Annotated in this window: 22 protein-coding genes and 3 tRNA genes; 8 read left to right on the forward strand and 17 right to left on the reverse strand. The window is 66.0% G+C overall.

From position 1 onward, the window contains the following. Nucleotides 1–3: 3 nt before the first annotated feature. Both NOV65_RS02515 and NOV65_RS02520 read right to left on the reverse strand, forming a co-directional pair. On the reverse strand, nucleotides 4–855 hold the full coding sequence (locus NOV65_RS02515) for a PHP domain-containing protein (RefSeq protein ID WP_257303979.1): 852 nt from the start codon (nucleotides 853–855) through the stop codon (nucleotides 4–6). A 135-nt stretch (nucleotides 856–990) separates the two neighbouring features. Further along, on the reverse strand, nucleotides 991–2,514 hold the full coding sequence (locus NOV65_RS02520; protein ID WP_257303980.1) for a cellulose synthase family protein: 1,524 nt from the start codon (nucleotides 2,512–2,514) through the stop codon (nucleotides 991–993). 127 nt (nucleotides 2,515–2,641) lie between these two features. Between NOV65_RS02520 and NOV65_RS02525 the strand changes: the two genes are divergently transcribed. The 4 genes from NOV65_RS02525 to NOV65_RS02540 all read left to right on the forward strand — a co-directional run bounded on the left by NOV65_RS02525 (nucleotide 2,642) and on the right by NOV65_RS02540 (nucleotide 6,836). Next, on the forward strand, nucleotides 2,642–4,543 hold the full coding sequence (locus NOV65_RS02525) for a serine/threonine-protein kinase (RefSeq protein WP_257303983.1): 1,902 nt from the start codon (nucleotides 2,642–2,644) through the stop codon (nucleotides 4,541–4,543). Between the two features lie 270 nt (nucleotides 4,544–4,813). Continuing rightward, a complete protein-coding gene (locus NOV65_RS02530; RefSeq protein WP_257303984.1) occupies nucleotides 4,814–5,179 on the forward strand; it encodes a VOC family protein in 366 nt (121 codons plus the stop codon). 731 nt (nucleotides 5,180–5,910) lie between these two features. Further along, a complete protein-coding gene (locus NOV65_RS02535; protein WP_257303986.1) occupies nucleotides 5,911–6,111 on the forward strand; it encodes a hypothetical protein in 201 nt (66 codons plus the stop codon). Nucleotides 6,112–6,428: 317 nt separating this feature from the next. Beyond that, a complete protein-coding gene (locus NOV65_RS02540; protein WP_257303988.1) occupies nucleotides 6,429–6,836 on the forward strand; it encodes a hypothetical protein in 408 nt (135 codons plus the stop codon). A 290-nt stretch (nucleotides 6,837–7,126) separates the two neighbouring features. Here NOV65_RS02540 and NOV65_RS02545 read toward each other — a convergent pair. From NOV65_RS02545 to NOV65_RS02615, 15 genes are all read right to left on the reverse strand, one after another. Continuing rightward, nucleotides 7,127–7,201, reverse strand: a tRNA-Gln gene (locus NOV65_RS02545). Between the two features lie 81 nt (nucleotides 7,202–7,282). After that, entirely contained in the window at nucleotides 7,283–7,642 is a 360-nt protein-coding gene (locus NOV65_RS02550) for a SpoVG family protein (protein WP_257303990.1), read from the reverse strand. Nucleotides 7,643–7,703: 61 nt separating this feature from the next. Then, the gene (locus tag NOV65_RS02555; RefSeq protein ID WP_257303992.1) at nucleotides 7,704–8,381 is read right to left on the reverse strand and encodes a purine nucleoside phosphorylase YfiH/LACC1 family protein; all 678 of its coding nucleotides are present in this window, start codon (nucleotides 8,379–8,381) and stop codon (nucleotides 7,704–7,706) included. A gap of 10 nt (nucleotides 8,382–8,391) precedes the next feature. Then, entirely contained in the window at nucleotides 8,392–9,183 is a 792-nt protein-coding gene (locus NOV65_RS02560) for a D-alanyl-D-alanine carboxypeptidase family protein (protein ID WP_257303994.1), read from the reverse strand. Nucleotides 9,184–9,300: 117 nt separating this feature from the next. After that, entirely contained in the window at nucleotides 9,301–10,212 is a 912-nt protein-coding gene (locus NOV65_RS02565; protein WP_257303996.1) for a UbiA family prenyltransferase, read from the reverse strand. Further along, nucleotides 10,209–10,997, reverse strand: coding sequence for a DUF116 domain-containing protein (locus NOV65_RS02570; protein ID WP_257303999.1), 789 nt, complete (start codon nucleotides 10,995–10,997; stop codon nucleotides 10,209–10,211). The genes NOV65_RS02565 and NOV65_RS02570 overlap by 4 nt, the downstream gene beginning before the upstream one ends. A gap of 97 nt (nucleotides 10,998–11,094) precedes the next feature. Further along, complete coding sequence (locus tag NOV65_RS02575; protein WP_257304001.1) at nucleotides 11,095–12,561, reverse strand: MlaD family protein; 1,467 nt, start codon at nucleotides 12,559–12,561, stop codon at nucleotides 11,095–11,097. Next, on the reverse strand, nucleotides 12,558–13,349 hold the full coding sequence (locus tag NOV65_RS02580; protein WP_257304003.1) for an ABC transporter ATP-binding protein: 792 nt from the start codon (nucleotides 13,347–13,349) through the stop codon (nucleotides 12,558–12,560). The genes NOV65_RS02575 and NOV65_RS02580 overlap by 4 nt, the downstream gene beginning before the upstream one ends. 4 nt (nucleotides 13,350–13,353) lie before the next feature. Continuing rightward, a complete protein-coding gene (locus NOV65_RS02585) occupies nucleotides 13,354–14,130 on the reverse strand; it encodes an MlaE family ABC transporter permease (RefSeq protein WP_257304004.1) in 777 nt (258 codons plus the stop codon). Between the two features lie 20 nt (nucleotides 14,131–14,150). Beyond that, a complete protein-coding gene (gene glmU, locus NOV65_RS02590) occupies nucleotides 14,151–15,548 on the reverse strand; it encodes a bifunctional UDP-N-acetylglucosamine diphosphorylase/glucosamine-1-phosphate N-acetyltransferase GlmU (RefSeq protein WP_257304006.1) in 1,398 nt (465 codons plus the stop codon). Between the two features lie 38 nt (nucleotides 15,549–15,586). Then, nucleotides 15,587–17,563, reverse strand: a complete 1,977-nt coding sequence (locus tag NOV65_RS02595) for a PAS domain-containing protein (RefSeq protein WP_257304008.1) — start codon at nucleotides 17,561–17,563, stop codon at nucleotides 15,587–15,589. 25 nt (nucleotides 17,564–17,588) lie between these two features. After that, nucleotides 17,589–18,293, reverse strand: coding sequence for an aminotransferase class IV (locus NOV65_RS02600; RefSeq protein WP_257304010.1), 705 nt, complete (start codon nucleotides 18,291–18,293; stop codon nucleotides 17,589–17,591). Continuing rightward, entirely contained in the window at nucleotides 18,290–19,492 is a 1,203-nt protein-coding gene (locus NOV65_RS02605; protein ID WP_257304012.1) for a PdxA family dehydrogenase, read from the reverse strand. Before NOV65_RS02605 ends, NOV65_RS02600 begins: the two co-directional genes overlap by 4 nt. 24 nt (nucleotides 19,493–19,516) lie before the next feature. Beyond that, nucleotides 19,517–19,999: an LSm family protein gene (locus NOV65_RS02610; protein WP_257304013.1), complete on the reverse strand. Its 483-nt coding sequence runs from the start codon at nucleotides 19,997–19,999 to the stop codon at nucleotides 19,517–19,519. 195 nt (nucleotides 20,000–20,194) lie between these two features. Further along, a complete protein-coding gene (locus NOV65_RS02615) occupies nucleotides 20,195–21,880 on the reverse strand; it encodes a two-component system sensor histidine kinase NtrB (RefSeq protein WP_257304016.1) in 1,686 nt (561 codons plus the stop codon). 24 nt (nucleotides 21,881–21,904) lie between these two features. Between NOV65_RS02615 and NOV65_RS02620 the strand changes: the two genes are divergently transcribed. The 4 genes from NOV65_RS02620 (at nucleotide 21,905) to amrB (ending at nucleotide 23,995) form a co-directional block, all read left to right on the forward strand. Next, nucleotides 21,905–22,339: a Fur family transcriptional regulator gene (locus NOV65_RS02620; RefSeq protein WP_257304017.1), complete on the forward strand. Its 435-nt coding sequence runs from the start codon at nucleotides 21,905–21,907 to the stop codon at nucleotides 22,337–22,339. Nucleotides 22,340–22,375: 36 nt separating this feature from the next. Continuing rightward, nucleotides 22,376–22,450 (forward strand) — tRNA-Gly (locus tag NOV65_RS02625). Between the two features lie 57 nt (nucleotides 22,451–22,507). Continuing rightward, nucleotides 22,508–22,582, forward strand: a tRNA-Cys gene (locus NOV65_RS02630). Nucleotides 22,583–22,843: 261 nt separating this feature from the next. Then, nucleotides 22,844–23,995, forward strand: a complete 1,152-nt coding sequence (amrB, locus tag NOV65_RS02635; RefSeq protein WP_257304019.1) for an AmmeMemoRadiSam system protein B — start codon at nucleotides 22,844–22,846, stop codon at nucleotides 23,993–23,995. Nucleotides 23,996–23,999: the final 4 nt, after the last annotated feature.

Raw genomic sequence — 23,999 nt, forward strand, 5'->3', positions numbered from 1 at the left:
CAATCAACAGTAAGTGCCGCCCTTTTGCTGCCTTTCGAGGTCTGCCAGGAGGTCGTCTGGCACCTTGAGGCCGCCCCGCCCGGTACCCAGGCACAGGCCGGGCTTGTTGGCGCCGTGATAATCGCTGCCGCCGGTGACGACCATGCCGAGGCGCGCGCCCAGGGCCACGAAGTATTTCTGTTCCGCGGCCCGGTACTCGCCGTAGTAACCCTCCAGGCCCTCCATCCCCTCGCGCTGGAGGTCCTTCATGGCCTCATCCCAGCGGAAGGAGCCCCCTGCAAAGCGGCCCGGGTGGGCCACGACCGGCACGCCCCCGGCCTCGCGGATCCAACGGGTGGCTTCGGCAGGGCTCAGCTCTTCCCGCGGCACGAAGCCTGGGCAGTCATCTCCAATGAGCCGTTCGAAGGCCTCCGGCGCCCGCCGCACGAACCCGCGGGCCGCGAGGGCCTTGGCGAAGTGGACGCGGGAGATCAGCGGGGTTTCCGCCTGGGCCCGCACATCCTCGTAGGTGACCGGGCAGCCCAGTTCCGCCAGGCGTTTGATCATGCGGAGGTTCCGATCCTCCCGGCGCGGGCGCAATTCGTCCAGACGGGTTTGGAAGCGGACGTCGGCAGGATCCACCAGGAGGCCGAGCACGTGCAGGGATCGGCCCAGGAAGCGGCAACTCAGCTCCGTGCCCACCAGGAGGCGGACCTTCACTTGCGGCTGCATGGCTAGGAAGGCAGGGATGCCGCCCAGGGTGTCGTGGTCCGTGAGGCAGAGGGCTGCCAGCCCCGCTTCTTCTCCGAGCAGGGCCAGGCGTTCCGGCGTATCGGTGCCGTCCGAGTGCAGGGTATGGCAGTGCAGGTCTATCACAATCCGACCGTAGCAGAGCGAAGGGAGGATTGGCCTGCAGGAGAGCGACCAGCAGGTCGGAATCCCTGGCGACCGACACCCGGGTTGCTGTAGAAGGACCAGGGCGGGCCAGAGGCCCTTGCCGGGAAGGTCGTGCTACTGGACGAAGTTCGAGGCGCTCTGGGCCTCGTCGACGGGTTCATCCATGGCCAGGCGGCGGAAGAGCTTCACGTCGGCCAGGGAGAGGAGGCTCATGTAGGCGAACCCGCTGAAGAAGAGCCAGAGGAAGGGCACGGAGGCCCACTTGCGGATGTAGATGGCCACGAACAGGGCGGCGAAGTAGTAGATCGCGAAACCCAGCTCCAGGAACGTCAGCAGGCTCTTGGGCACCTTGTAGGCCCGCTTGGTGGCGGACTGGCCGTTGGCATCCACGCCGTACTTGGGAGTGCGCTTAAACTCCTTGTCGTCGGTGAAGAAGCCCTCCAGCACGGCCTTGGCCTGGTTCAGGGCGAGGCCGATGCCCAGGCCCATGAGGCCGGGAATGTACTTCAGACGCTTCTGCCAGCCGGTGTTGTCGGTCAGCTCTTTCTGGGAGAGGCCGAAGTAGAGGCCCACGCTCACCGCGTTCAGCAGGAAGAAGGGGCCGTCCGTGAGCAGGAGGACGTGCATGGGGGTGCCGGCCCGGAAGATCATGCTCGGCACCATGATGATGCTGAGGATCACCATGAGGACATAGTTGCAGTTGGCCGTGAGGTGGAACCAGCACTCCAGCTTGGTGTGCAGGCTCTCGTCGGACTTCCAGATGATCTTCATGAGCTTGCGGATGACCTGGGCATTGCCCTTGGCCCAGCGGTGCTGCTGGCTCTTGAAGGCGTTGACCTCCACGGGCAGCTCGGCGGGAACGACCAGATCCTTGAGGTAGACACCCGTCCAGCCCTTGAGCTGGGCGCGGTAGGACAGGTCCGCGTCCTCGGTGATGGTGTCGTGCTCCCAGCCGCCCGCATCGGCGATGGCGGCCACGCGCCACATGCCGGCAGTGCCGCTGAAGTTGAAGAAGGCGTGGGACCGGTGGCGGGCCGTGTGTTCGAAGACGAAGTGGCCGTCGAGCAGGATGGCCTGCACCTGGGTCAGCAGGGAGAATTCACGGTTCAGGTGGGCCCAGCAGCCCTGCACGAAAGCCACCTTCTTGTCGGCGAAGTGGGGCACAGCCTTGCGGAGGAAGTCTTCGGTGGGCAGGAAGTCCGCGTCGAACATGGCCACCAGCTCGCCCTTGGCGACCTTCAGGCCCTCGGCCAGCGCGCCGGCCTTGAAACCGGTGCGGTCCGTCCGGTGCAGGTAGTGGATGTCGAAGCCCAGGGCCTTGTACCGGTCCACGACGGCACTGGCCACCTTGACCGTCTCATCCGTGGAGTCGTCCAGCACCTGGATCTCGAGCTTCTCCTTGGGCCAGTCCATCTTCACGACGTGGTCCATGAGGCGCTCGATGACGTTCATCTCGTTGAACACCGCCAGCTGCACCGTGACCACCGGCAGGTAGGTCGCGTCGCCCATGGGCTGCGGCACATCCTTCTTGTGACGGTAGTAGAGCAGCAGCATCCAGAGGCGATGGGCCCCGTAGATGCTCAGGATGGTGAGCAGCGTGAAGTAGGTGCCGAGCACGATGGTCTTGACGACTTCCATCACGGAATAAACCTCCCACAGCCCGGGTCAGCGGGCCTGCCGTAATTGTGCCACGGGTGCTCGTAAAAACCACGAAAAACATGACAATCTACCACTCCATCTCCGATGCGTCCGGTAGGATGCTGGCATGGCTGATCTCGACAACTTGAATCTCCCCAAGACCATCGGCCGGTACCAGGTGCTTCGCCTCCTGGGCTCCGGGGCCATGGGCAGCGTCGTGCTGGCCGAGGATCCTCGGATCAAGCGCAAGGTGGCCATCAAGCTGATGAAGCTGGATACAGTCACGACTGACGCGGATCGGCACGAACACCTGATGCGCTTCCAGCGGGAGGCCGAAGTCTCGGGTCTGCTGAACCACCCGGGCATCGTTGCCATCTACGATGTGGGCGAGGAGGAGGGCTACGGGCCCTTCCTGGCCATGGAGTACGTGCCGGGTAAGCCCCTGGACGGCCTGATGAAAGAAGGTGCGGTCCTCCCCAACAAGGAGAAGCTGCGCATCGCCGCGGGCCTGGCCGAGGCGCTGGACCACGCCCACGCCAAGGGCATCGTCCACCGGGACGTGAAGCCCGGGAACGCGATGGTGGGCGAGGACGGCCGCACCAAGCTCATGGATTTCGGCATCGCCAAGCGCGAGGACGCCAGCCTCACGCAGACCGGCACCTTCCTGGGCACGCCCAGCTATGCCAGCCCCGAGCAGATCCGGGAAGGCACGGTGGACAGCCGCTCGGACATCTTCAGCTTCGGCGTCCTGGTCTTCGAGCTGATGAGCAGCCAGTCGCCGTTCCCGGGCACCTCCATCAACACCATCCTCTACCGCATCGTCAATGAGCCGCCCATCGAAGTGCAGCCGCCGGTGCTCGGCATGCTCCCTGAAGGTTGGCGGCGGGTCTTCGACAAGGTGCTGGCCAAGCGCCCGGAGGATCGCCACGCCACTTGCACCGCCTTCGTGCGCGAGCTGCTGGATGTCGTGGTGGATCTCAGCAAGGACGATCGCCGCGAGCTGCTCGGCCTCTTGAAGGCGAATGGCGACTCTCCCATCCCGGAGATCCGTTCGACTTCCTTCGATGAAACCATGGTGGTGGCCCGTCCCGAGCCCCGTGGGTCCGGCCGGATCTGGGTCGCCGCAGCCGTCGTTGCGGCCCTGGCAGTGGGCGGCTGGTTCCTGTTGCGCGGCCCGAAGGCCGCCCGCCTCCAGATTGATTCCCAGCCGGCGGGCGCGAAGGTGTTCGTGAACGATCTGGCCGTGGGCACCACCCCCATGAACCAGCCCCTGCAGGCGGGGGATGCCCTGCGCTTGGAACTCAAGGGGTTCCGGCCCCTGGTCTACGCCTTCAAACCCGGCGAAGCACCGCCGATCTTCCCGCTGGACCCCATCATCACCGAGGAGACCATTGACTCCGTTCCACCTGGCGCCGCCGTGGTGCTGGACGAGAAGCTCCTGGAGGGCGAGACGCCGCTCAAGGTGCGCTGGAACCAAGGCCAGGCCCACCGTCTCACCCTCACCAAGGAGAAGCTGGGATACGCCTCGGACTTCGCCCCCGGCGAGATCCCAGGCGGGCGTGCCTTCGAGCTGAAGGAGGCCACCACTGCGGAGTCACGGCAGGAACCGCCGCTGGATCCCAACGCCCCCGGAACCCTCAAGCTGGCCGGTGCCTTCGGCGTGCGCGTGAAGGTGGACGGGAAGGACATGGGCGACTTGGCCCCCGGCGCCAAGTTGTCGCTGCCCCCTGGGCCCCACAAGGTCGACCTGGCCAGCGGGAAGCATTACTACAAGGACAGCCGGAACCTGAGCGTGACCGCAGGCCAGACCGCACCTCTGAACCTGCCTGCCCTCGCCACCCTCACCGTCGAGACCTTCCCCGGCACCGGCAAAGTCCTCGTGGATGGCCAGGATACCGGCATCGAAAGCGACGGCAGCAGCGTCAAAGTCGCCGAAGGCCGCCACACCATCACCGTCCGCGGCCCCAAGGGCAGCCGGAACGAGACCGTGGAGGTGAAGGGGGACAAGGGCTTGAAGTTCCCGTTGTGAGCCGAGGTCCAGAGGGTGGGTTTCGGCGCTTCGCGGGTTTCTTCAACCGTTGTCGTCATTCCTACTCGCAGCAATCCGCGCCCATTCAGGTGATCGAGCCTGCCTGCGTCATCAAACCTGTTGCCTGCCTTCACTGATAGCTCAACATTTGCATTTCTTCGCGAACCAACCCAGGCGGCTTGCACATTGGCTGGATGGACCGCCCAAATACGGTCAAACAGCGGTGAATGGTTCGAGAATCGCCAGGGCAAGATCGAAGGAGTCCATCGCATGGAAACAACCATCCACGCGATCCATTACCTGGAGATTGTCACCCCTGATGTTGAGGCTGCGCGTCAGCTTTACTCCACGGCGTTTGGCTGGACCTTCCGGACGTCTGTGTCTGAACTCGGGAATGCGTCCGTAGCCACCATCCCGGGCGGTTCATTGGTTGGCATTCGTGCTCCGCTTCATGCCGGGGAAGTGCCGGTGGTGCGTACCTACATCCGGGTGCCCGACCCGAATGCGGCCGAGAAAGAGGCGAATCGCATTGGAGCAACAATCCTTCTCGAGTCAATGGACCTGGCAGGTTGGGGCAAGATCTCAACCTATGAATTCGGCGGCATCCAGCATGGGCTCTGGCAGGTACAGCCGTAAACTGCTGCCTGGCCCTCGGCTCAACTCGGCCCCCGCCTGGATTGTCTTTCTCTCTCTCCGCTTCTCGTTTCCTCGACTTCGCTCCGCGCCTCGGGGCAGATGAAGCTGGTCAGCTTCCCTTGTCAGGCCTCACTTCAAATCCATAAGACCTTCCGCCGGGAGAGGAATTGAACCATTCATCAGGAACGAATAATCCCAAACGTTCTCCCAAGAGCTTTTCTCCTGCCGGCCTTGGCGTCCAATGCCTGAGATGCGAAGGTACCGGCCGCCTGTCCATTGATTGCGATCTTTGCAGTGGGAAAGGCGTAGTGGTCCTTAGTTGTCGAAAATGTTCTGGGACTGGTACCTATTCACAGGAAGCAGGACCGTGCTCTCGTTGCGAAGCGAAAGGGGTACTCCGTGATGGAACCAACTGCCCCCGCTGCAAGGGCATCAAAACCCAGAAGGCATTCTCCTCCGCCTGCGCCAAGTGCTCCGGCAGTGGTTCCGTACATCTTCCATGCAAGAAATGCCACGGAAGTCTTAAGGTTGTAGCGAGCTGTAAAACTTGCAATGGCACAGGTGTATATCGGCGAGAGCCATGAGCAGCCAAGCCCTCCGCCCAGCTCCCACGGCGCCTGTATGACCTTCCGTGCTCTCTCAGCTGCGCGCTTCCTCGGTTTCACATCGCCACGGCCTGGCAGTGCCAGTCTGTTTCATTCACTAGATCAACAATATTTTCCGGAGGTTCCATGACCAGTCAGGAAATGGAAAAGGCTGCGATCGAACAAAGTTATATCTCTACGGTTGCCAATATTTTTGACAACTTTGTGGGTGGCTACACGGCTACCAATACTCCCGAGCGGCAAGAAGCGGTGAAACAAGACTTCAGAGAAAAGATCCTGCATATCCGACTCATGAAGGATCTTGCCATTGCTTCTATTCCGGCTTGACCCTTCGTTCAAGCGGGCCCTGGCACACGCGCCTGGACTGCTTGCCTGACTTCGGCCGGATTCCGTTCGGCAAGGCGAACCTGATCGGGAACGGGGTGATCCCTACCGTTGGGACCTGAAAAATGACCGTTCGGCTGGTTCTGCTGCCCTTGGGTGCCTGAGGGTGCGTTTCATGGGTGATTCCCTCGAGGACTTCATCCTGTATGCCACTCCCCTCCAGTGACCTCCAGCATCAAGCCGCACCGGCCTATCTGTCAGCCCTGTCCACGTGGACCAGGCGGAGGGGCCCGGCCCGGCCGGCCCCAGAGGCCAAACCCATGGCCCGCGGCCCCCAGCAGGCTCTTCGATTGGATCTGCTGCCGGGCTTCTCCCGCATCGAAGCTTTCGAAGAACACCTCGCCGCCGCGTTGAACAGCGGGGTTTGCGTGTATTTCGATGAGGCCGAGGCACTGTTGCTGTCCGGGAGGGCGCCGGACGGCATCTTGAGCGGCCTGCGCATCGTGCTCGGCCCGGAAGCTCAAGTTCCTGCACGCTTCCACATCCTGGGACCGGGCGTCGACGCCTCTTTCGCATTCGCCGACGGGTCTTTCCTGGCCGGCGAAGCCGATCGACGCCGGATCGATCTGATCCGCTACTGGTACCAGCACGCCAAGCCCCATCTCATCCAAGTCTGGAAGGCTGGCCGATCACCGAGTCGTCCCGCCGGCTCCATCGGTGCCGCCTGACCAGTTCGGCCGACCTGTGGTGTCGTACGCGCGAAGCGTGGTATTCCGGACAGCCTGATTAGATGGATTCCCTCCGCAGCACCCTGCGGGTGACGCTCCGGCCGCAGGGCTGGCTGCGCACGAGCCTCCGGTTGCGCCGGTCATTCCTGATTTCGTATCTTTCAGGCGCCCTAACGAAACCGACCGCCTCAGGTGGCTTTGGTAGAGGTATAAGCGAAAGCCCGGCTTCGCCGGGCCTTTCGCGCGGGGGCCCGGGGGTATGCGCGAAGCACGGAACCCCCGGACAGCCTTGGTTGGGGAGGAAGGATTCGAACCCTCGGTACGCAGGATCAAAACCTGCTGCCTTACCACTTGGCTACTCCCCAGGCGGAAAGGCAAGCATAGCGCGGGTTCGCGTCTTGCCCAAGCCCGAGGTTCCGACTCCGGACCCGGCTTCAGGGCCCCGTTCAGGGATTGATCTTGGGGGTGAAGCCGAACTCCTCGACGCCCAGCAGGTCGGGGCGCACCTGGGCGGCCTCGCCGCGTTCGATGCGGCTGAGGGCGCGGTGGCCGGTGGCGGTCTCGTAGGCCAGCAGCACCTTCTCCTCGATCTCCTCGCGGAGGTTGTTGTTGAGGGGGTACGCGATGTCCTTGAAGCTGCCGTCGCGCTTGCGGCGGCTGGGCATGGCGACGAAGTAGCCATCCTCGCCCTCGACCACCCGGAGGTCGCCCACCAGGAAGCAGTCGTCGATGACCAGGGCCGCGAAGGCCCGCAGTTTGTCGTCACCTTCCACCTTGGTGATGCGGATGTCGGTGATGTTGAGCATGGCAATCCTCGGTCTTCCGGCTTCAGTCCTCAGGCTTCAGGGACAGCGCCTATCTTCAAGACTAGCCGATCTCGATCCAGCCCCACTGGCGGTCGGTGGTTTCGCCGCGGCGATAGGAGAAGAGCAGGTCGGGGCGGCACAGGGTGCAGAGCGCCACGCTGCCGTCCTTGGTGGGATCCAGCCCCAGGTCCAGGGCCTGGGCCCGCAGGAAGCCGTGCAGATCGAGATGGGCCTTCCCGGAGGGGCCTTCGCTACGCAGTTCCTGACGCCAGGCAGGATCGTGCCTGGCGGCGGCGATGACTTCCTCACCCACTTCGAAGTGGCAGGCCAGGATGGCGGGACCGAAGGCCCAGACCAGCTCTGCCGGGTTTCCACCCAGGGCGCGGAAGCGGGCCACGCCACGGCGCAGGATGCCGCGGCCCGGCCCTGCGAAGGGGCTGTCATCGCCGTGCCCAGTCGCACCGCGCCAGCCGGCGTGCAGGGCCGCAACCCAGGGCCTGCCGTTCGCCAGCGGGCCGGCGAGCAGGATGGGCACGCAATCGGCCACACGCACGCCGATGCGGGCGCCCGGGCGCGAGGTCCAGAGGCCATCGCCCTCCACCACCGCCTCTGAGGCCTCGACGATACCGCAGCGATGCACCTGGTTCAGGCGCCGCTCAGGCAGGTGCTCCGGTGAGTCCAGCCGGGTGGAGAACCCCCACTTCAGGGGGAAGGGGGGCTGAACCTCAGGGGTGAGCAATGGGGGATTCTCAGCCCTTGGGTCCGACGCGGGCTTCCAGCCATTGCTTGATGCGGTTGGCGTCGCCCAGCCGCGAGTACTTGCCCCAGGAATCCAGCAAGATGATGAGCACGGGCCGGTTGGCCAGCATGGCCTGCATGACCAGACACCGGCCGGCCTCCTCGATGTAGCCGGTCTTGGAGAGGCCGATGGTCCACCGGGGGCTGCGTACCAGGGCGTTGGTGTTGGGGAACTGGATGCTGCGTCGGCCGGCCTGGATGCTGGTCTCGGGCCGGGTGGTGAAGTCCCGGATCTCGGGGTAGCGATAGGCGGCTTCCATGATGCGGGCCAGGTCGTGGGCGGAGGCCACGTTGCCGGCGGAAAGGCCGGAGGGATCTTCGAACTTGGTCTCCTCCAGGCCAAGTTCTCTGGCCTTGGCGTTCATGGCCTGGACGAAGGTGGCCAGCCCGCCTGGGAAGGTGCGGCCCAGGGCATGGGCGGCACGGTTCTCCGAGGCCAGCAGGGCCAGCAGGAGGGCCTGCTCCCGGGGCAGGCGGGTGCCGACGGGGAGGCGGGACTTGCTGTGCCGCAGTATGTCCTTGTCATCATTGGTGATGGTGAGAATTTCCTGGGGATCCAGGTGGGCATCCAGCAGGACCATGGCCGTCATGAGCTTGGTGAGCGAGGCAATGGGTTGGACGGCTCCGGCCTGCTTTTCGAGCAGGGCCTGGCCAGTGGCCTGGTCCAGCACCAGGGCGGAGGCCGATTTGAGCAGGAGCTTCGCCGGGGGGCGGGGTGCCGCCTGCAGGACGGTGATGCCCACGCAGCACAAAAATCCCAGCCTTCGGATTCCCCGGTTGAACCCCATGCCTGCTCCATGAAGATAACGATTGTCGTCACCCGTTCCTAGTCTACTGGATCGGATGGTCGATGCGTTCATTCAAAATGTTGGCGGCCAGAGTAGAACCAACAGGCTAAGGTCGGTGACGGCCCAAGCACCCAGGCCCCAATACATGCCAGTTTCGTGCCGCCGGTCGGTCCAGTTATGCCAACCCGCCATCCACGGCAACAAAACGCCCAACCAGGCTGCCAGGGAGGGGCCCAGGAACAGTGGATTCCGACGCAGGGTCAGAACCGCTACGCCGAACAGCAGATGGGCCACCAGGGCGGCCATCAAGGCCAGGGCCAGACTGCGACCCACGCCCACCCTGATCACCAGGGTGCGATCGCCCCGGCGGCTATCCTCGGCCACCTGGTAGATCTGGGTCATGGGGTAGAGGGCGGCGAAGAGGAAGGCGAAGCCCCACGAAGCCCACAGGATGCCCCCGTCGAAGGGTCGGCCGGTGAGGGCCCAGCCCGCCAGGGGGGTGAACAGGCCGAAGCCGAGGCAGTTGATGAGCAGGTCCCAGCCGGCCCGGGCCTTGAGGCGCACCGGAGGCACGGAATACAGCACGCTCATGACCACGCAGGCGAGGTTGAGCAGCCCGAACGGCCGGGGCAGCAGGAAACCCAGGAGCGCGGAGGCGACCAACAGCACGGAGGAGAAGGCCGCCAGATGATCGGGCGGCCTGGGCGGCGCCTTCAGGTAGCCGATGTCCCCCTCATCCTTGTCGAAGGCGCTGTTGATGGCGAGGGTTCCGCCATTGAGCAGGACGACGAAGACCAGCCACCCCAGCAGCGTGGGCCGGGTCCGCAGGGCCCATCCGGTGGCCAGGAGCGTGCCCAGGAGGAAGTGGGCCGTCATGATGGGCCACTCCAACGGGCGCAGGTGGAGCAGGTAGGCCAGGACTCTGGGCCCGAGGAGGCGCTGGAAGAAAGCCCGGATGGGGTAGCTCGGGATTTCCCCGGTCACGCGATGCCTTCATGCCGCAGGGCCTGGACCTCGCCGGAAGGCCGGCGGGGTTCCACCAGGGCCTCCATGGCGGCCAGCAGATGGGGCACGCTGAAATCAGTATCCACGCACATGCCATGGGGCAGGCCCAGCGGAATCACGTAACAAGGGATTTCCGGCATCTTGGTGAGCCCCTTGAGCAGTCGATCCGAGCAGCTCACGGCCACCACCAGGTCGGGGCGGTATTCCCGGGCTTCGCGGTAGGCCTTGTGGCTGCGGTTGGTGATGCGGCCCTCCCAGCGGTTCGTCAGCACCAGGTTCATGTAGTCGCCCACGGGACAAAGGCCGCAGTCATAGCAAGCCTGGAGGTCGTCGAGGACTCCGGCCTTGCAGCGGGCCATCTGGATGCAGTGGGGCAATAGGATCAGGGCCCGCTTGGCGCGGCGGCCGCTGAAGGCTTCGCGGATGCGCCGATTGTTGTCGCCGCAGTAGGAGAGGATCCAGGTGTCCTCGTGGCCCAGCCAGCGGGCGAGGGGTCGGAAGGCATGCGCCCAGATGCTGTCCTGCCGTCGGACCGCGGTCCGATTTCGGAGGAAGGCCTCCCCCCGCAGGAAGCTGGGCCAGACGGCAGCGAGGGCGCCTACGCCGCCCAGCAGCCACCACCCGCGCCCGGCGGTGTGGAGAGCCGCTCCCGCAAAGCCGAAAATCGCCGCCGCCAAGGGCAGGCCCCGGCGGACCCACAGGAAGAGAGCGCCCCGCTCGTCCGGCAAGGAGCCGGGCAGGGGCAGGGCGCGGGTTTCCTTCACTTGGAGGCTCCGGCCAGGCCGATGATCTTCTTCTTCGCCAGCAGGGCAGGCGAAGGCCGCATGGGTCGGCGTACGGCCGCCACCAGGCAGCGCGGCGTCACTTGGAGGCCCCAGCCAGGCCGATGATCTTCTTGAGGTCATCGTCCTTCCAGCGCAGGCCGCCGCCGAAGAAGATCGTGCGGAGGTCCTTGTTGCCGATGTCCTGGACGCCAGCCTGGACATACGCGCCCTTCCAGAACTGGTAGCTGCTGGTGAAGCGGTAGCGGGGGTTCGGCTTGTCAGCGCGCTTCGTGAAATCGTAGGCCAGCAGGCCGAGGCGCAGGCGATCGTTCTCCAGGGTGCGCAGCTCCACGCCGCCGCCGCCCTTGCCCTCGACGATGCCCGCGGAGAAGACCGCGGCGCCGATACGCTTGGCGAACTGGGCGGACGCCGTGAAGCTCCGGTCCGTGGTGACGAACTGGTTCTTCTCCAGCACGGTGATGGGCTGGCCAGTCACAGGATCGAGCTGGGTGACGGTGCGGGTGCTTTCGCTCAGCTTGCCGTCCGGCGTCGAGGCGAAGCCCAGCGCGTACCAGTAGTCCGGTCGGGGGGCGATTTCGAGGCCGAGGCCCACGCGGCTGTCCTTGCGCTTGTCCCACTGGGCCGCGTCCATGTCGAGACGGAAGTCCATCTTGTTGAAGCCGCCCAGCATGTTGTTCACGTTGTCCACGGCTTCGTTGATCTTCTTGATGGTGGTCTCGTCGTTGAGCAGCTTGCCGATGGTGCCTTCGCCATTGTTGATCCGGGTGGTGAGCACCTTCAGGTTGTCCGCCGTGCCCTGGAAGCTCTGAGCCAGCTTCCTGACATCGCTCACGACGCCCTTCAGCTCGGGCCGGTTCTCCTCCAGCATGGCGTTGAGGTTCTTGCCCACGGATTCGAACTGCTGGGCCAGCTTGGGCAGCTTGTCCCGCAGATCGGCCGTGATGGCCTCGACGTTGCCCATGGTGTTGTTGATGGCGCTGTGGTTCTCCTGGGCCATGGACCTGAACTCGGCGGTCAGCACGCGGATGTTGTCCACAATCTCGTCGAGCTTCTGGCGGCCCTGCTCGCCGCCGATGGACTCGTTGAGGGCCTGGGTGACGCCCTTCACGTTCTTGCCGATGTCGGCCAGGGTCTCCATGAGGTTGTCGAGGCTGACGCCGGCCTTGCTGGGCAGAGGCTGGCCCTCGGGGAAGGGGCCCTTGGCGCTGTGACCCGCATCCAGGTCGATGAACTTCTCGCCCAGAATGCCGATAGAGCCCAGCGACACGAAGGCATCCGCGTAGACGGGCACCTCCTGGCTCAGTCCCACCACCACGCGGGCCTTCCCGTTCTCAAGGGTGATGGTGCGGACGTCGCCCACCTTCACACCGGCGATGCGCACGGCGCTCTGGACGTTGAGGCCCGCCACTGAGTCGAAGTAGGTGAACTTTTCAGACTGGTTCTTCTTGCCGCCGATCTCCAGCTTCTCGGAGCGGAAAACCAGCACGGCCAGCAACAGGATGGCTCCGGTGAAGAAGAGACCTACCTTGGTTTCGGGCTTCATGGGTGGGCCTCCTGGGTTCTTCGCTTGGGCGGGGGCGGATCCTGAAGGAAGGGACCATCCGCGTCACCCCTCAGGAACTGCTGGATGACGGGATGGGGATTGACCTTGAAGGCCGCAGGCGGTTCACAGGCGATGCACTCGCCGCGGAAGAGCAGGGCGATGCGGTCGGCGATCTCGAAGGCGGACTTGAGATCATGGGTGATGGTGATGGTTGTGACGCCCAGCTCGTGCTTGAGGTCCAGGATCACGCGGCCGATGACGTCGGTCATCACGGGATCCAGGCCCGTCGTGGGCTCGTCGAAGAGGAGGATCTTGGGCTTGAGGGCGATGGCCCGGGCGAAGCCCACGCGCCGTTTCATGCCGCCGGAGAGCTCCGCGGGCTTCAGCTTATCGGTCCCCTTCATGCCCACCAGGGAGAGGCATTCCTCCACCCGGGCCTGGACCTCATCTTCGGTGATCTCAAGGTGCCGACGGAGTCCGAAGGCCACGTTCTCGAAGACGGTCATGGAGTCGAAGAGCGCCGCCATCTGGAAGCACATGCCGATGCTCTGCCGGACCTTGAACAGTTCCTTCCGGCTCAGCTGGGCGATGATCTTGCCCTCGATGGCCACGTGTCCCGAGTCGGGCGTGAGCAGACCCATGATGTTGCGGAGAAGCACGGTCTTGCCGGTGCCGGAACCTCCCAGCACCACCAGGCTCTCGCCCTCCTGGACCTGAAGGTTCACGTTGGACAGCACGACCTTCGGACCGAAGGCCTTGGAGAGGTTGACGACATCGATCAGCGCCATGCCGTCACACCAGCAGGAGCTTGGTGAGGAAGAAGTCGGAGATGAGGATCCACAGCGAGCTGGTTACCACGCTGCTGGTGGGGGCATTGCCCACGCCCTCGGCGCCGCCCTGGGTGCGGTAGCCCCTCCAGCAGCCCACCAGGGAGATGATCATCCCGAAGACGAAGGCCTTGTAGAGCGCGATGCGGAGGTCGCGGAAGGCCAGCAGCTTGTAGAACTCGTGGCCGTAGACGTAGGCGCTCTGACCTTCCACGCCCACCAGGATCATGTAGCCGCCCCAGAAGCCCACGTAGATGGACACCACTGTGAGGAGTGGAACCACTACGATGGCGGCCAGGAAGCGTGGCACGAAGAGGTAGTGGATGGGGTCCGTGGCCAGGCATTCCAGCGCATCGATCTGCTCGGTCACCTGCATGGTGCCCAGCTCTGCGGCCATGGCCGAACCGATGCGGCCCGAAAGCATGAGGCCCGTGATCACCGGCCCCAGCTCGCGGACGATGGCCAGGCCCTCCACCTGGGAGGCCAGTCCCTCCGCCTGGAACTGGCGGAAGCCGAAGGCCAGCTGCACGGCGAACACCATGCTGACGGCGACACTCGTGAGGATCACCACCGGCAGGGAATGGACACCCACGGCCTGGAACTGGTTCAGGAGGTTCTTACCGTCGAAGGGCCGCTTGAAGATGGCGGCGAAGGTCCGACCTGCCAGCGTGGCGAAGTCACCCGCGGTGTCGAGGGCCGAGAGCACACTGGCGCCGGTCTTGTCGATGAAGGTCAGAACCATGGGGCTCCGGAGGCAAAAGACTAGCTTAACCGAGTCTGATTCTTCTGCCGGTTTCGCAGTCGAGAAGCTCCGCCTTCCCGCAGGGTCTGGGAGGTCCGGCTCAGGGCCAAGGCATCAGCCGGGACATCCTGGGTGATGGTGCTTCCCGCGCCGATGAGCGCGCCATCGCCGATGGATACAGGAGCGACCAGTTGGGTATCCGAGCCCACGAAGACCTGGCGCCCGATGATCGTGCGGTGCTTGTTCACCCCGTCGTAGTTGCAGGTGATGACCCCGGCACCGATGTTGGTGCCCTCGCCGATCTCCGTGTCGCCGAGATAGGCGAGGTGATTGGCCTTGGCGCCGCGGTGGAGCCTAGCCTTCTTGGTCTCCACGAAGTTTCCGATGTGGACGCCTTCGGCCAGTTCCGTGCCCTCGCGGAGCCGCGCGAAGGGACCGACTTTGGCGCCCGCGCCCACCACGGCCTGCCCGATGACGCAATAGGGGCGGACCTCCACAGCCTCGCCCAGCGTGGAATCCGAGATGATCGTCCCCTGCCCGATGCGACTGCCTTCCCCGACTCGGACTGAACCCTCCAGCCGAACGCCAGGTTCCAGAAGCACATCTCGCGCGAGGACGACCCGCGGACCGACCAGCGTGCTGTCGGGATGGAGGAAGGTCACACCCTCGGCCATCCAGTGGCGCTGGATCCGTCGCTGGGCCGCGGCCTGGAGGGTGGCTTGGTCGTGCCTGGAGTTCATGCCGGCCAGCTCCTCGGGGTCACAGACCTCCACGGCCACGGGAACCTCCTGGGCCACGGCCGCCACCGCATCTGTGAGGTAATACTCCTTCTGTGCGTTGTCGTTCTTCAGATTCTGCAGGGCGCGGCGCAGGGCAGGCCAGGGCAACGCGTAGGCGCCTCCATTCACACGCTGGACGGCGAGTTGTTCCGGGGTGGCATCCTTGGCCTCCACCAGGCCCGCGAGGTGTCCGTCCGCGCGCTGGATCACCCGGCCGTACGATCCGGGCGCCTGCAGGTCCATGGCCAGAAGCAGGGCTTTCGCAGAGCAGAGCCTCACCACGGTGGCCGGCGAGGTAAGGGGCACATCGCCGCAGAGGATGGCCACCTGCGTGGTGCCCAGGCGGTCCAGTTCGGGGATGCAGACCTGGAGGGCGTGGCCGGTTCCCAGGGGTTCGCCCTGGTCCACCGCGGTGACAGGACAGGGCAGCAGCCCGGCCTTCTGCCAGCTCTCCAGGGCAGCCATGACCAGATCCTTGCCGTGGTGCACCACCACCACGGCACCGCCGAGGTCCGGAGGAAGGGCCCTCAAGGCCCAGAGCAACGAGGGATCGCCCAGGATCGGGTGCAGAACCTTGGGAAGCCGCGATTTCATGCGGGTGCCAAGCCCCGCCGCCAGGATCACCGCCACCGTCGACATGCTGCCTCCAGGCCTCCAGCCTACAACAGCCCCTTGGGTCACTCCGCCTGGCCCCGCAGCAGGGCCAGCACGGACTTGGCAAAGGTCGCCGACTCGAAGGGCTTTTCCAGGAAGCTGATCCGGCGCAGGCCTAGGAAACCCGTGTCCAGCGGCAGGGGCTGGCCCATGCCGATCACCAGGGTGGGGATGGGCTCCTTCTGGAAGGCCCGGAGGGCGCGGTGGAAGCGCTCCAGCTTCGGCGTCCGCTCCAGCACCAGCACGTCCGGCTGGGCTTGCCCTCGGCTGGTCCGCAGGAGCTGGGGCAGATCCTCGAAGGTTTCAGACTGGCCGCCCAGTTGCTGCACAAGATCCGCCAGGGCGGCCCGCGCCAGCAGATCGCGATCTACGATCCAGACGGTCCGTCCGGACAGCAGCGGCCCATCGAGCGGGCGGGCCGGGGCCGCGGTGGGGAGGTAGACCCGAGGCCGCACCCCGGTCAGGGGATCCTGCTCCAACTCCAGCATGCCTCCGGCCTCCAGCACGGACTGCCGCAGCCACCCGAGGCCGAACAACTCCCGGGTCCAGCCGCCGGGCCCTCCCGTCGTTTTCGCGTGGAGCAGCCCGAAGCCATGGCCGCCCAGATCCGCGGCCTCCAAGGTCAGGATCAGATCTTCCCGGCCCGTGCGTTCCCGGGCATGGAGCAGCAGCTGGGTGGCGATGCGCTTCAGGGCCTCCGGTTGGACGGCCAGGGACAGAGCCACCGCCTGAAGGTCCAGGGTCCGGCCCGGTGGCAGGATCCTCCGCAGGCCGGGAAGCAGCGCCTCCAGCGCACTCCGGCCCTCCACAGGTCCGCGGTCCGGAGCAGGCGGCGACAACCTGGTGGCGGCCTCCCTCACGCGCTCGGCGGCCCGCCGGAGGGGCCCGGCAGGGGCATCCGACAGCAGCCGGTCCGACGCGGCGGCGAGGGTCAACAGCGCGTTGGCACCGAGCCGGCGCCGCTCCTCATCGCCGCCGGAATGGGGCGAAGCACCAGCCTGCAGAGTCAGGGCGCCAGCCGCGGTGTTGGCGATCCACACCAGGCCCATGCCGCGGTCGAAGGCCGAGGCCTCGAGCACGACTTCGCTGAAGGTTCCGTCCTCGCTGACCTGGGTGGCCGCCACAGAGGCGCTGCCGAACTGGAGGAGTTGGCTTCTGATGGCCTGCCAGACTGGCAATTCGCCGCCCTGGAAGAGGGCATCCATCGGGTAGCCCCTCAGTCCGGACCGTGGCAGACCCACGAGCTGGCTGAAGGGGCCGTTGGATTCGAGGACGCGGCCCTGGTCATCCACCAGCCACATGGGCTGGCGGGGATCAAGGCCCAAGGCCAGCCCCGGGAGTTCTGCCGGCGCCGCCTTCTCCAACAAGGCCAGGGCCATGCGGAGGCCCTGGCCGCGACCTTCCACCCAGGCACCCTGCTCCCGCAGCCACTTCAGCTGCTGGAGGGCCACCAGGCCCAGAAGCAGGCCCGCGAGAATGGCGGCAAGCCAGGATAGGTGGGGTGCACCGGGCGGCAGCAGCTGCTGGGCCAGGGCCCCTGCGCCGAGGGTGACGGCGCCCACGAGGGGCATCCGCAACTCCAGCTGACGCCCGTGGGTCCACCGGTAGGCCAGGTCCGAGAGGACCAGCCAGAGCATGGCCTCGAGCGCCGCGCCGACCCAGAAGTGCAGCAACGCCTCCCAGGGCAGGCGAAGGCGGACCAGCAGCAGCGCCAGGAAGAGGCTGGCGCCGCCGACCCCCACGATCAGCCTGCGCACGCCCTGGACGCCCTCCCGCTGGGCCTGGAGGAAGATCGTGAACCCGAGCAGGGCGCCGCCGAGCTGGGCGGCTGGCAGGGGGAGCCCCGTGAGATGCCCCCAGGGCAGGGCCAGCACCGCGAGGATCCCTCCCAGGAAGTAGCCGTAGCTGAGCCCCACACGGCCTTTGCGGCGGAAGATCCAGAACCCCAGCCAAGGCGGGAGGGGCAGCAGCAGGGCCGAGATCAGGTCTGCGAAAGCCATGGTGGGGATCCTGGGTCCTAGCCTCTCACAGAAGGGCGGCCGGCCAGAGGCCGCGAAGGGCGTTCAGGCACCAGAGCTGTCCACCGGCGCAATCCTCCAGCGTGAGGGGGGTGCGGCGCAGGACCCACCCCCGAGCCTCGGCCCAGGCAGGGAGATCCAGCCGCTCCGCCACACTGGCCACGCGGCCTTCGGCCGGAGGCAAAGTCAGCGAGCCCTTCCGCTCTAGGCCTACTGTGGCGATGGCGCACTCCGCGAGGGTGCCGTCCGGCCACAGCAGCAGCGCATCCTCGGCGCCGTTCCGCCAGGCATCCGAAAGGACCTGGGGCCGCCAGGGGCCCGAGAGGCCCTTGTGGGGGGCCAGGGGGTCCGGACGCAGGTCGCCCATGGGGTGAGGCAAGGGGGTCAGGCGGTAGGGCGTGGCGGCCTGGGGGAGGGGCTCCAGCCGCGCATCCAGGAGCTTGAGATCCAGGTGGAGTTCCAGGCGCAACGCAGCATCCAGGGTGGCATGCCGCCCCAGCCAATAGCGCAGCTCATCGGCGGCCTCGGTCAGCCAGGTGGGGGAGCGCCCCAGCGCGCTGGCACCGGCATGAAGGCGCTCCAGGTGGGCCTCCAGGTGCCGGGGCACGCCCTGGCGCACGGGAAGGGCGGTGCGGGGAATTGCGCCGGCCCGGGGGTCCACCGCAGGCAGCGTGGCGCCTGGCCCGAAGGCGGCTCGGAGGGCCGGGGTCAAGGCGCGGCCACCTGGGCGGTCCAGGGTTCCTGGTGGGCTCGCCCTGCGAGCCGTACGGCCAGTGCCGCGGCTTCCAGGAAGTTCCGGGGATCCGCGATCCACTGGCCGGCCTTGTCGAAGGCGGTGCCATGGTCCGGGCTGGTGCGGATGAAGGGCAGGCCCAACGTGAGGTTCACGGCCCGATGAGGTTCCAGCAGCTTGATGGGGATGAGCCCCTGGTCATGGTAGAGGGCAACCACCAGGTCGAACTCGCCAGACACGGCGCGATGGAACAGGCTGTCCGAGGGAAGGGGGCCCGAGAAACGCGGTCCGTGGGGTCCGGAGCTGCTCCTGGGAGGCTGGACCCCGCCAGGATGGAGGGCCCACCCGGCCGGTGCGGGTTCCGGCGGAAAGGGGGAGGGCAGGGCCGCATAGGGCCCTGCGGCGCCGGAGTCACGGTACAGGGCTTCAGCCTGGTCGCGGGCCTCGACCAGTAGCCTCTCCTCGTCCCCGAAGGCGCCAGCCTCGCCAGCGTGAGGGTTGAGGGCACAGAGCGCCACCCGGAGATCCGGATTCCCCGTGAGCTGGATGAACCGGCTGGCGGAAAAGGCCAGGGTTTCGGCCACGGCTGCCGCATCCAGATCCTCCACCACCGAGCGCAGGCTCTGGTGGACCGTGTGCAGCACCACGGACAGACGGGGGCTCACGAAGGCCATGCGGGTGAGCGGTGCGCCCGCGAGGGTTTGGAGATACTCGGTGTGGCCCGGGATGGGGTACCCGGCGAGGTGGGCCGCGGACTTGGCCATGGGCAGGGTGGTGAGCGCGTCCACGGCGCCAGACAGGGCGAGGCTGGCGGCCAGCCGGATGGCCTCCACCGTGGCTCGGCCCGAGGCGGCCGAACCATGGCCCAGCGTCAGACGATCGGTGTGGATCTCGGGCGTGGGATCCAGCCAGAGGGCGATGGCGGACCGGCCCGGGCTTTCCACCTGGAGACCGCAGGCCGTTCCGTGGAAACCCTCCGGCGCCGGCGCCGGGGCATCCGTCCAGCGCCAGTTGGAGAGCCTTCCCTCCGTGTTTCCAAGCAGATCCACACCCGCCCGGGAACCGATCACGATCACATCCGCCCAGGATCGGAGCGTGGGCAGAGACCGCAGCAACAGCTCGGGCCCGATGCCGCAGGGGTCCCCCAGGGTGATGGCGATGCGCGGTGGGCGGCTCATGGTGATCCCGGAGGGCGCTCTCGTTCAGTCGTAGGCGGCGATCTCCACTTCCGCGGACAGCGCTTCCTCCTTCTTGGTCGGGCGGCTGCGGCGGATCCGGGGCTCCTCCTCCTGCTTATAGATGTACTTGATGTTGTGCTTGGGCACGAGGACGTTGGGTTCCTTCACCCGGTTGATCTTCAGGCAGTGTTTGTCGTACCACTCGATGACACCGCGCACTTTCTCGTCGTCCTGGAGCACGATCACCATCGGCGTCTTGGACTGCATCTGTTTGAGGTAGTAGAAGCTTTCGGCGTTGGTCTGCTCGGGCGGAGCGATCTTGCGCCGGGGACTTCCGAGTCCCTGTGGCGCAGTGGCCGCTGAAGGATTGACCGCCGGGTTGGGTTCTCCAGCTGCTGTCAGGGCCGGAGGGACCGGAGTCATGGCTTCACCGCCGCCACCCTTGGCGGAAATACCCAGCTTATCCTTGAGTTCGGTGAGGTTCGGTCGGATGAGCTTGCGGTTCATGGCAGATCCTGGCCCGGCGGGCAGTGCGGAGAATGTCAAAGGCATTGGCGGGTGGCCACCCCCTTTCATGCCTGGGCGGGGCCTGCTGGGTGGGCAGGGGCCGGAAGCAGTGGAAGGGATGAACCACTGTGGCAGGTGCCAAGTGGACCCTGCAAGGGTGTGTCCTGATTTAGATGACGGAAAGCTGCCGGAAGTTTACGCCGGTTCGTTAGGCCGCGCCAATAGCTCTTCCTGCAGATATTCAGGTAGGAAAATCTGGACGCGGGTACCCGCTCCGAGGCGGCTCTGGACCTCGATGCGCCATCCCATGGCTTCGGTGAACTTGTAGACCAGGCTCATGCCCAGGCCCGAACCCTCCTCGAAACTGCCCGAGAACGGCACGAACAGGCGATCCAACTGGCTGGGGGCCATGCCGCAGCCGTTGTCCTCCACCACCAATCGGATCTGCCCTCCCGACACACTGGCGGACAGACTGACCATCGGGGCGGGAGTGCCCTTCACGGCTTTCCGGGCGTTGCTCAGGAGATTCATCAGCATCCGGTGCAGGCCGACTGGATCCGCATGGAGGAAGGCACGGGGCGGCTCCCACAGGCGGAGGGAAAGGCCCTCGGTCCGCGGGTCCATCTCCCAGCTCGCGCGGGCCTCCTCCAGGACGCGGGCGAGGGGCAGCACCTGCCCCGGCGCGGCCTCCGGTCGCGCGAAATCGAGAAAATCGGAAACGATGGCACCCACTCGCTGGGTTTCGCGCTCCAGGATGCCCAGCACGCGGGTCTTGACCTCCTCGGGGGCCGTCTGGCGGCTCAGCAGCTGCACACATCCGCTGATGGAGGCCAGGGGGTTCCGAAGTTCGTGGGCAAGGCCCGCCGCCAGCTGCCCGATGGCGGCCAACCGCTCGCTGATCCGGGTGCGTTCCTCCAGTGCCTTGAGCTCGGTCAGATCCTGGAAGAGCAGCAATTGACCGGTCTCCTGGCCGCCGGCACCCCGAAGCGAAGCCAAGTGCCCACCCAGGATCTGGGTGTTCCGGCCCTCCAGGGGGAGCGCGAACTCGAACCGATGCTGGGCGGGAAGGGGGTGGCTCAGGGGGAGGAGGTCCTGGATGGGGACTCCCATGGGCACGGGCCGCCCGAGAATCGCCACCGCCGCCGGGTTGGCGGAGGTGATCCGACCGGCAAGATCCAGGGTGATGAGACCCGAAGACATGGAATCCACCACTCGGCGGTGCAGGGCCGACAACTCGTCCACGGTGGCTTCGCTGGCGCTCAAATCTGTGCTCAGCCGCTCAAGGTTCCGGCGGATGAGCACCACCACCAGGGTGGTGGCGAAGATCTGGAGCGAGGCGATGCCCAGGAGGAAGGGCAGGCGACTGCCTCCCAGATCCAGGCCTTCGCCGGAGAGTCCGAAAGGCGGGATCACTTCGAGCGTGAAGCCCAGCACCAGCAGGATGTGCGAAATGGAACAGGCCACCCCCACCCAGACGATCTCAGTGGTTCCCAGATAGAAGGCGGAGGCCAGCACGGGAAAGATGTAGAGGGTGGAGAAGCGCTCCTGAACCACGCCCTGGTAGGCGATGACCACGGTGACCAGGGCCAAATCCAGCCCGAGGTTCCACCAGATCCAGGGCAAGGGCGGGGTGGGGAAGATCTGGTCCCGGCCCCGGAGGCCCAGACCCGCCTCCCATACCGCCTCGACGAGGAGGAGCCCCAGGACGACCAGGTACAGGTCCTCGCCCGGCCCCACGACCCGGCCCTCGGCCGGCAGCGCGAGGTGCAGCACCAGCAAACCGAAGCTGGCGTAGAGCCGGAAGGCGAGGGGAAGGAACGGCTGGCTGGCATCCCGTGCGCCGAGCCGGCCCAATGTGCGCTGGAGCATAGGATCCAGCATGCCCGAATCTGGCATTCTAGGACCATGCCCGACCCTGTCCCCGCCTCCTCGCCCTCCCTGCGCGCCGCAGGCATGCGGCAGACACCGCAGCGTGAAGGGATCCTCCAGGTGCTCAAGGACTCAGACCGCCCGCTGACCGTGGAGGAGATCTGGGAGCGCATGCCGGAGCGGCGCTCGGGCCTGCCCACGGTCTATCGCAATCTTGAGCGCTTCGTGCAGGAGGGTTGGGCGGAAAGCATCATGGGGCCGGACCAGGTGATGCGCTTCGTCCGCTGTGATTCGCGCCGGCATCACCACCACCTCCAGTGCGAGCGCTGTGGCCGCACCGTGGAAGTGGATGCCTGCGGACTCGACGAATCGCTCATCGAACTCGAGACCCTTTCGGGATTCCGCATCACCCGGCACCAGCTGATGCTCTTCGGTCTCTGCCCCACCTGCCGGTCCGAAAAAGACCGTTGACCGTATCGCGCGCCATTGCTAGTCTTGATGTCTCACGCGGGTGTAACTCAGTGGTAGAGTGCAACCTTGCCAAGGTTGAAGTCGTGGGTTCAAATCCCATCACCCGCTCCACTTCCCGGGCCGCGCAAGCGGCCCGTATCATATGAAAGCCACACTGCACCAACGCAAGGCGCCGTAGCCAAGTGGTAAGGCCCGGGACTGCAAATCCTGTATCCATCGGTTCGATTCCGATCGGCGCCTCCAATCAGCCCCCGCAAGGGGGCTTTTTCATGCGCCGATGGGAATCGAAATCGCGGATGGTGCGAAGGTGGGCCCCGTCGGAGACGCCACTTGATGTGGCGTCTCCGACGATCAGGGCCGTGCGCAGCCAGCCGCGCGGCGGGAACCGGATTCCGATCGGCGCCTCCAATCAGCCCCCGCAAGGGGGCTTTTCATGCGCCGATGGGAATCGAAATCGCGGATGGTGCGCAGGTGGTCTGCTACGGTGATTCCGGAGATCCCGCCATGAGAAGAAGCGCGACGGCCATCTGCTCCTGCCTCCTGACCAGTCTTCCGGGATTCGCCCAGGCCTCGCTTTCCACGCTTCCCGTGCCACCCCAGCGACCCACATTGGAAGAGGTCCGAAAGACCATGGGCATCCCGTCCCAGGGGGACCTTCGCGGCCAGCAAGATGCCGTGGGTTTCGCTTCGAGGCCGGAGCAGATGGCGAAAGTGTGGGAGCAGTCCGCCCTTCCACCGACCCCTGAAGCCTTCGGATCCATGCCTGCCCCCGGTGTAGCCGGTCTCATCTGCCCCCATGACGACTACCTCTACGCGGGGCGCGTCTATCGCCAGCTGCTGCCACTGGTAAAGGCAAAGACCATCGTGCTGGCGGGGGTCTTCCACAAGTACCGCCGCTTCGGCGCCAAGAACGCCCTGGTGTTCGATTCCTATCGCGCGTGGCGCTCTCCGGACGGGGAGATCAAGGTCTCCAGCCTGCGCGAGGACCTTCTGGCCCGGATCCCGGCCGCGGACGTCATCCGGGATGCAGCCATGCAGGACAGCGAACATTCCGTCGAGGCCATCGCCTACTGGCTGAAGCACCAGGATCCACAGGTCGAGATCGTGCCCATCCTTGTCCCTTCCGCCTCGTTCGAACGGTTCCAGGAGCTGGCGGCCCACTTGGGGAAGGCCCTGGCGGAAAGCCTGAAGGTGCGTGGCTGGGCACTCGGCCCGGAGGTGGCCATCGTCATCTCCTCCGATGGCATCCATTACGGCGAGGACTTCAAATACACGCCATACGGAAGCGGGGGCGTGACCGCCTACACTGCGGCCATTGAGCAGGACCGCCAGCTGCTGAAGGGGCCTCTGGCTGGGCCCCTGGCCCCGGCGAAGGCGCAGGCTTTCTACACAGCGGTGGTGAACCCGCAGGATCCCGACCAGTACCGCATGCCCTGGTGCGGCCGGTTCTCCATTCCCTTCGGTCTCCTGCTCCTCGAGGAAACCGCTCGGAACCTGGGACGGCCCACCCCGGTCGGGTACCCGGTGGCTTTCGGCACCTCCATCAGCTTCCCCCAGCTCCCGGTCCGGGACCTGGGCCTGGGTGCGACTGCAGAGGCCAACCTGTACCATTTCGTGAGCTACCCGGGAGTCGCTTTCGCTCCGGGCGGGAAATGACCCT

Origin of the sequence: Geothrix campi (assembly GCF_024609265.1) — a bacterium.
Classification (GTDB): Bacteria; Acidobacteriota; Holophagae; order Holophagales; family Holophagaceae; genus Geothrix; species Geothrix campi.

Coding starts and splice junctions, on each gene's coding strand:
- NOV65_RS02575 (WP_257304001.1), bottom strand. CDS start 12,561: ATGAAGCCCGAAACCAAGGTAGGTCTCTTCTTCACCGGAGCCATCCTG.
- NOV65_RS02585 (WP_257304004.1), bottom strand. CDS start 14,130: ATGGTTCTGACCTTCATCGACAAGACCGGCGCCAGTGTGCTCTCGGCC.
- glmU (WP_257304006.1), bottom strand. CDS start 15,548: ATGTCGACGGTGGCGGTGATCCTGGCGGCGGGGCTTGGCACCCGCATG.
- NOV65_RS02540 (WP_257303988.1), top strand. CDS start 6,429: ATGGCCCGCGGCCCCCAGCAGGCTCTTCGATTGGATCTGCTGCCGGGC.
- NOV65_RS02525 (WP_257303983.1), top strand. CDS start 2,642: ATGGCTGATCTCGACAACTTGAATCTCCCCAAGACCATCGGCCGGTAC.
- NOV65_RS02580 (WP_257304003.1), bottom strand. CDS start 13,349: ATGGCGCTGATCGATGTCGTCAACCTCTCCAAGGCCTTCGGTCCGAAG.
- NOV65_RS02595 (WP_257304008.1), bottom strand. CDS start 17,563: ATGGCTTTCGCAGACCTGATCTCGGCCCTGCTGCTGCCCCTCCCGCCT.
- NOV65_RS02530 (WP_257303984.1), top strand. CDS start 4,814: ATGGAAACAACCATCCACGCGATCCATTACCTGGAGATTGTCACCCCT.
- NOV65_RS02620 (WP_257304017.1), top strand. CDS start 21,905: ATGCCCGACCCTGTCCCCGCCTCCTCGCCCTCCCTGCGCGCCGCAGGC.
- NOV65_RS02605 (WP_257304012.1), bottom strand. CDS start 19,492: ATGAGCCGCCCACCGCGCATCGCCATCACCCTGGGGGACCCCTGCGGC.
- NOV65_RS02610 (WP_257304013.1), bottom strand. CDS start 19,999: ATGAACCGCAAGCTCATCCGACCGAACCTCACCGAACTCAAGGATAAG.
- NOV65_RS02615 (WP_257304016.1), bottom strand. CDS start 21,880: ATGCTGGATCCTATGCTCCAGCGCACATTGGGCCGGCTCGGCGCACGG.
- NOV65_RS02550 (WP_257303990.1), bottom strand. CDS start 7,642: ATGCTCAACATCACCGACATCCGCATCACCAAGGTGGAAGGTGACGAC.
- NOV65_RS02520 (WP_257303980.1), bottom strand. CDS start 2,514: ATGGAAGTCGTCAAGACCATCGTGCTCGGCACCTACTTCACGCTGCTC.
- amrB (WP_257304019.1), top strand. CDS start 22,844: ATGAGAAGAAGCGCGACGGCCATCTGCTCCTGCCTCCTGACCAGTCTT.
- NOV65_RS02535 (WP_257303986.1), top strand. CDS start 5,911: ATGACCAGTCAGGAAATGGAAAAGGCTGCGATCGAACAAAGTTATATC.